This window comes from Hyphomonas sp. (assembly GCF_040882205.1).
Taxonomy (GTDB): domain Bacteria; phylum Pseudomonadota; class Alphaproteobacteria; order Caulobacterales; family Hyphomonadaceae; genus Hyphomonas.
Genome location: NZ_JBBEBT010000158.1, coordinates 1 through 4,386 on the forward strand (window position 1 = coordinate 1; position 4,386 = coordinate 4,386).

The 4,386-nt window shown below is 64.6% G+C and carries 5 protein-coding genes and 1 pseudogene; 3 read left to right on the forward strand and 3 right to left on the reverse strand.

Annotated features, from left to right (window positions below; all coding sequences use genetic code 11):
- Both WEA77_RS06420 and WEA77_RS06425 read left to right on the forward strand, forming a co-directional pair.
- Nucleotides 1-193, forward strand: a pseudogene (locus WEA77_RS06420) (hypothetical protein); the annotation flags it as partial.
- Nucleotides 186-707 carry an N-acetyltransferase family protein gene (locus tag WEA77_RS06425; protein WP_368067044.1) on the forward strand — a complete coding sequence of 174 codons (522 nt, stop codon included), beginning with the start codon at nt 186-188 and terminating at the stop codon, nt 705-707. The pseudogene WEA77_RS06420 and the gene WEA77_RS06425, both read left to right, overlap by 8 nt.
- Before the next feature lie 16 nt (nt 708-723).
- Here WEA77_RS06425 and WEA77_RS06430 read toward each other — a convergent pair whose 3' ends face one another.
- From WEA77_RS06430 to WEA77_RS06440, 3 genes are all read right to left on the reverse strand, one after another.
- The gene (locus WEA77_RS06430; protein ID WP_368067045.1) at nt 724-930 is read right to left on the reverse strand and encodes a hypothetical protein; all 207 of its coding nucleotides are present in this window, start codon (nt 928-930) and stop codon (nt 724-726) included.
- 306 nt (nt 931-1,236) lie between these two features.
- A complete protein-coding gene (gene glpX, locus WEA77_RS06435) occupies nt 1,237-2,190 on the reverse strand; it encodes a class II fructose-bisphosphatase (RefSeq protein WP_368067046.1) in 954 nt (317 codons plus the stop codon).
- Between the two features lie 53 nt (nt 2,191-2,243).
- Entirely contained in the window at nt 2,244-3,527 is a 1,284-nt protein-coding gene (locus tag WEA77_RS06440; RefSeq protein ID WP_368067047.1) for a homoserine dehydrogenase, read from the reverse strand.
- A 374-nt stretch (nt 3,528-3,901) separates the two neighbouring features.
- On the opposite strand from WEA77_RS06440, the gene WEA77_RS06445 reads away from it, so the two are divergent.
- Nucleotides 3,902-4,228 (forward strand): hypothetical protein, encoded by a 327-nt coding sequence (locus WEA77_RS06445; protein ID WP_368067048.1) that lies wholly within the window; start codon nt 3,902-3,904, stop codon nt 4,226-4,228.
- Nucleotides 4,229-4,386 lie beyond the last annotated feature (158 nt).

Consider the following 4,386-nt stretch of genomic DNA (forward strand, 5'->3'; position numbering starts at 1 on the left):
TCCCTTCGTGCAGGACAGCGTGCGCGACGGAGAAAAGATCCGTGACTGGATGCACGTCCGCTTCCTCGAGCTGATCCGCGCCGGGACTGTGCCTTACGTCCTGATCACCGGCCCATGGGACGCCCGCCTGCCGCAGGCGATTGCCGCCATCGACGCCCTGCTCGCAGACACAGCCGCCGCCTGCCATGACTGAATTTCGCATCCGCTGCGCCAAACCGCAGGACGCCGAAGCGCTGAGCCATATCGGCGCGGCCACATTCCTGGAATCCTATACCGAGATCATCGACGGCCCGGATATGGTTGCTCACTGCACGCGCCAGCATTCCAGCGCCGTGTACGGAAAATATCTTGCTGACCCGGCCTGTTCCGTCTGGCTCGCAGAATACGGCGCCACCGGCGCGCCCGTAGGCTACGCCGTCAATTGCCCGCCGGATCTGCCGGTAGCGCCGCAGCCCGGAGATGTAGAGCTCAAGCGCATCTATGCCTTTTCCCGCTTCCACGGCGCTGGCATCGGCCAGGGCCTGATGCTTGCCGCGATAGACGATGCCCGCGCACGCCGCGCCCCGCGCCTGCTGCTTGGCACCTATCAGGATAATCACCGCGCAGTCGCGTTCTACAATCGCCACGGCTTCGTCCAGATCGGTACGCGCCAGTTCCAGGTCGGCAACAGGCTGTTCGACGATATCGTGCTGGCGAAGGCGCTTTAATCCGTGCTTTTGAAATCTACGTATGGCGTTGCCCGCGTGCCGCGCCAAATTCATCCAGATGTGTGATTTCCGCATACGGAGCGCCGATGAGCGGCGCGAAAGGATCCGCGCCCGGGCCGCTGCGCTGGGCATCGACGAGGCGGATATCTCGGTTCTTGTCGACACCTTCTGTACGCGCGTGCGCGCATCCGTTGATCGGCCAGGTCTTCAGCAACCCAATCACCGACGGGGCGCCCCACCTCGCGGCAATTAAGGATTTCCGGGCCTCGCCAGCCCTGAATACCGGGCGCTATTGCGGCAAGCCGGTACCCGCCGACGCCAGGCACCAGCAGATCCAGCGGCGGTACTTCACGCTTCGGCCCGCGGTTTTTCGAGCAGACCCTGCGCGACACCGCGCCTATACCGGGCGCCACCGACTATTTCATGGACCGCGCAAACCGCATTGCATAGCGCCTGCAGCCGGCGATGTTCGGGTATCGGGGAATTCCGGCCCGATAGCCCCTCCCCTGTCGGAAAAGGGCTCGGCGGGCTAAACCTTTCGTGAGCTGCGCACGTAGCGAACCATGCCGTCCGTGGATGTCATCACCAGCGTATGCGTGTGCACGCGGCCGTCTTTGTGGAGGACGCCGTTCAGCATGGTGCCATTGGTAACCCCGGTGGCGCAGAATACCGTGTCGCCGGAGGCGAGTTCGTTCAGCGAATAGGTCTTGCCAAAATCGGTTATGCCGGTCTTGGCGGCGCGCTTCTTTTCGTCATCGTTTCGGAACACGAGCCGGCCAAACATCTGTCCGCCGACGCACTTAAGTGCCGCTGCTGCCAGCACGCCTTCCGGCGCGCCGCCCTGGCCGACATACATGTCTATGCCGGTCGCTGGGTCTGTGGTGGCGATCACGCCGGCCACATCGCCGTCGGTGATCAGCGAGATCCGGGCGCCGGCAGAACGCAGCGAGTCGATGATGTCCTGGTGGCGCGGGCGGTCCAGCACGCAGACGGTCATCTCCTCCACCTTGCGTTTCGCGGCCTTGGCGAGTGCCTTGATATTTTCCGCCGGCGTTGCGTCGAGGCTGATCAGTCCTTCGCCATAGCCCGGGCCGATGGCGATCTTATCCATGTAGGTGTCGGGCGCATAGAGCAGCCCGCCGCGCGGCGCGATAGCAAGCACGGCGCAGGCGTCTGGCATCGCTTTCGCGGTCAGCGTCGTGCCTTCCAGGGGATCCAGCGCGATGTCGATTTCCGGGCCTTTACCGGTGCCGACTTCCTCGCCGATGTAGAGCATCGGCGCTTCGTCGCGCTCGCCTTCGCCGATCACGACGCGGCCCTTGAAATCCACCGCGTTGAACGCCGAGCGCATCGCGTCCACGGCTGCCGCGTCGGCCTTCTTCTCGTCGCCCCGGCCCACATGACCGGAGGCAGCAATGGCGGCGAGTTCAGATACGCGCACCATGGCATCTGCCAAGCTCGGCGTAAGAACGTTGTTTTTCATATGTTTTTCTCCACGGTCGGGAATTCGGGACAGTTAACGTGTGCGCGACGCAATTAGCTTGCCGCTTCGATCCGGATGAGGCGCGGATCTTCGACTGAGACAGAGAGTTTTGCGATACGGTTAACCGCTGCCTGCATCTGCGCGCGCGGGCAGCGGTGGGTGATTACGGCCACGGGGCTCGCGCCGCTCTCGTCGGCGGAGTCCTGCAGGAGCTTGTCGACCGAGACGCCCTCTTCCGCCAACGCTTCGGTGAGGGCGGCGAGTGTACCCGGCTTGTCAGCCAGCCGTACACGGAGGAAAAACGGCGCGATCTCGGACGCGTCGCCTTTCACGAAAGGCTGTGCCACATGGTGCTCGGCGCGGCCGAAGGCGTTGCGGATGGCGGGGCGGAAGAGCTTCGCGACATCGCCCATCACGGCGCTCGCCGTTGGGCCGGAGCCTGCGCCGGGCCCGGTGAGCACAACCGCACCCAGCGGGTCGGCCTCGACGCGGACGGAGTTCAGGGAGCCATCAACGCGGGCCAGCGCATGCTCATGCGGCAGGGCCATCGGCTCGACGCGGCAGACGACCCCGGACTTGGTCAGTACGCCTTCGGCGATCAGCTTGATACGGAAGCCGAGACGGTCCGCGAGGCGCAGGTCCAGAAGGCCGATTTCCTCTATGCCGCGCACGTCTACCTTGGAAAAATCGAGGTCTGCGGAGAACGCGATAGCCGAAAGGATTGCCGCTTTGTGCGCCGCGTCCATGCCGGAGACGTCCAGCGTCGGATCAGCCTCAGCATAGCCGCGCTTCTGCGCTTCGGCGAGGACTTCCTCATAGGCGCGGCCAGTTTCCAGCATCGTGCTCGTGATGAAATTGCAGGTGCCGTTGAGGATCCCCGAGACGCGTTTCACTTCTGTACCCGCGAGGCTGTCGCGCAGCACACGGACGACCGGAATGCCCCCGGCGACAGCGGCTTCGAACAGCAGGTCCACATTCTTTTCGGCTGCCAGCGCGGCGAGCGCCGTGCCATGCTTGGCGATCAGCGCCTTGTTGGCCGTCACCACATGCTTGCCGGCCTTCAGGGCGGATTCCACCGCGAACTTCGCCGGGCCATCGGATCCGCCGATCAGTTCCACGAAAACATCGACATTGGGGTCTTCGGCCAGCGTCGCGGCGTCATCGAACCAGGCATAGGTTTCGGTATTCACGGGCCGGTTCCGGCTCTGCGACCGGGCGCTGACGCCGGCAATCTCGACACGTCCAGGCATGCGCAGGCGGTCCTGGCGCTGCACCAGTTCGATCAAACCGGCGCCGACATGGCCAAGCCCTGCAATTCCAATTCTCAACGGCCCCACGGGGTGCCTCACTTGCTATTTCAACGCTCCGGCGGGTGCCTAGCGGTTTTGGGGCGCCGGGGGAAGGCCCGCAGGACGCGTTACCCGCCTCAAGTTCGCGTGCTGGCAAGTTCGGCGCTTCGCGGGTGCCCTGCCCGGTCTTGCCAGCGCGGCGGTGCGGCGACGCCCGACCAAGGGTTGCGCGAAGCCGGGGCCCGTTGCCCGGTTAATGCGTTTGCAGGTCAACACTCCCGTAAAGGAAACCTTCCCATGCGCGCCCAAGCCCTACCCGTACCCTGCCCGTGTCCATCGCATCTGTCTGCCGGATGACGAACTCTACCCCCTATTAGGAAATCGACCGCGGCGAGAGGCCAGGTGACGTCTCCGCGCCCGCCATGACTGATCCCGGCGCACCGGAAACCACCCCCGGGGTGCAGGACGGCGCAGCGTCTGGCAGCGCGGGCCAAATCGACGGCGCCGTTGCCAGCCCCTACAAGATCCAGGCAAAAGCCGAAATTGCCGATAGCGTTACCGCAAGGATGACCCTGGCCGACAAGGACAATAACGGTCAGCTCTCGATGGAAGAGTACAACGTCCTTGCGCCGGCGCCTGGCCACGCTGAAAATAGCATCACCCCGAGCGGCGAGGGCGGCCCGGTCGCCGAGCCCGGCGCCGGCGATGTGACGTCGTCGTCTACCGCGACACCAATCCGCGCCGATTAATTCTAAGCTGAAACCGCAGGCGCCGATGGCCAGATTTCCGCCGCTGACCTCACCGCTGCGCTGACCTCGCATTTCGGTTCCGCCGACGCAGACCGCAACACCACGTTGAGCGCCGATGAAGCCGCCGATGAAGCCGCCGATGAAGCCGCCGATGAAGC

What these genes read in the sequence shown, in the direction of transcription:
- glpX (WP_368067046.1), bottom strand. Translation starts at nt 2,190, where the DNA reads ATGAAAAACAACGTTCTTACGCCGAGCTTGGCAGATGCCATGGTGCGC.
- WEA77_RS06445 (WP_368067048.1), top strand. Translation starts at nt 3,902, where the DNA reads ATGACTGATCCCGGCGCACCGGAAACCACCCCCGGGGTGCAGGACGGC.
- WEA77_RS06425 (WP_368067044.1), top strand. Translation starts at nt 186, where the DNA reads ATGACTGAATTTCGCATCCGCTGCGCCAAACCGCAGGACGCCGAAGCG.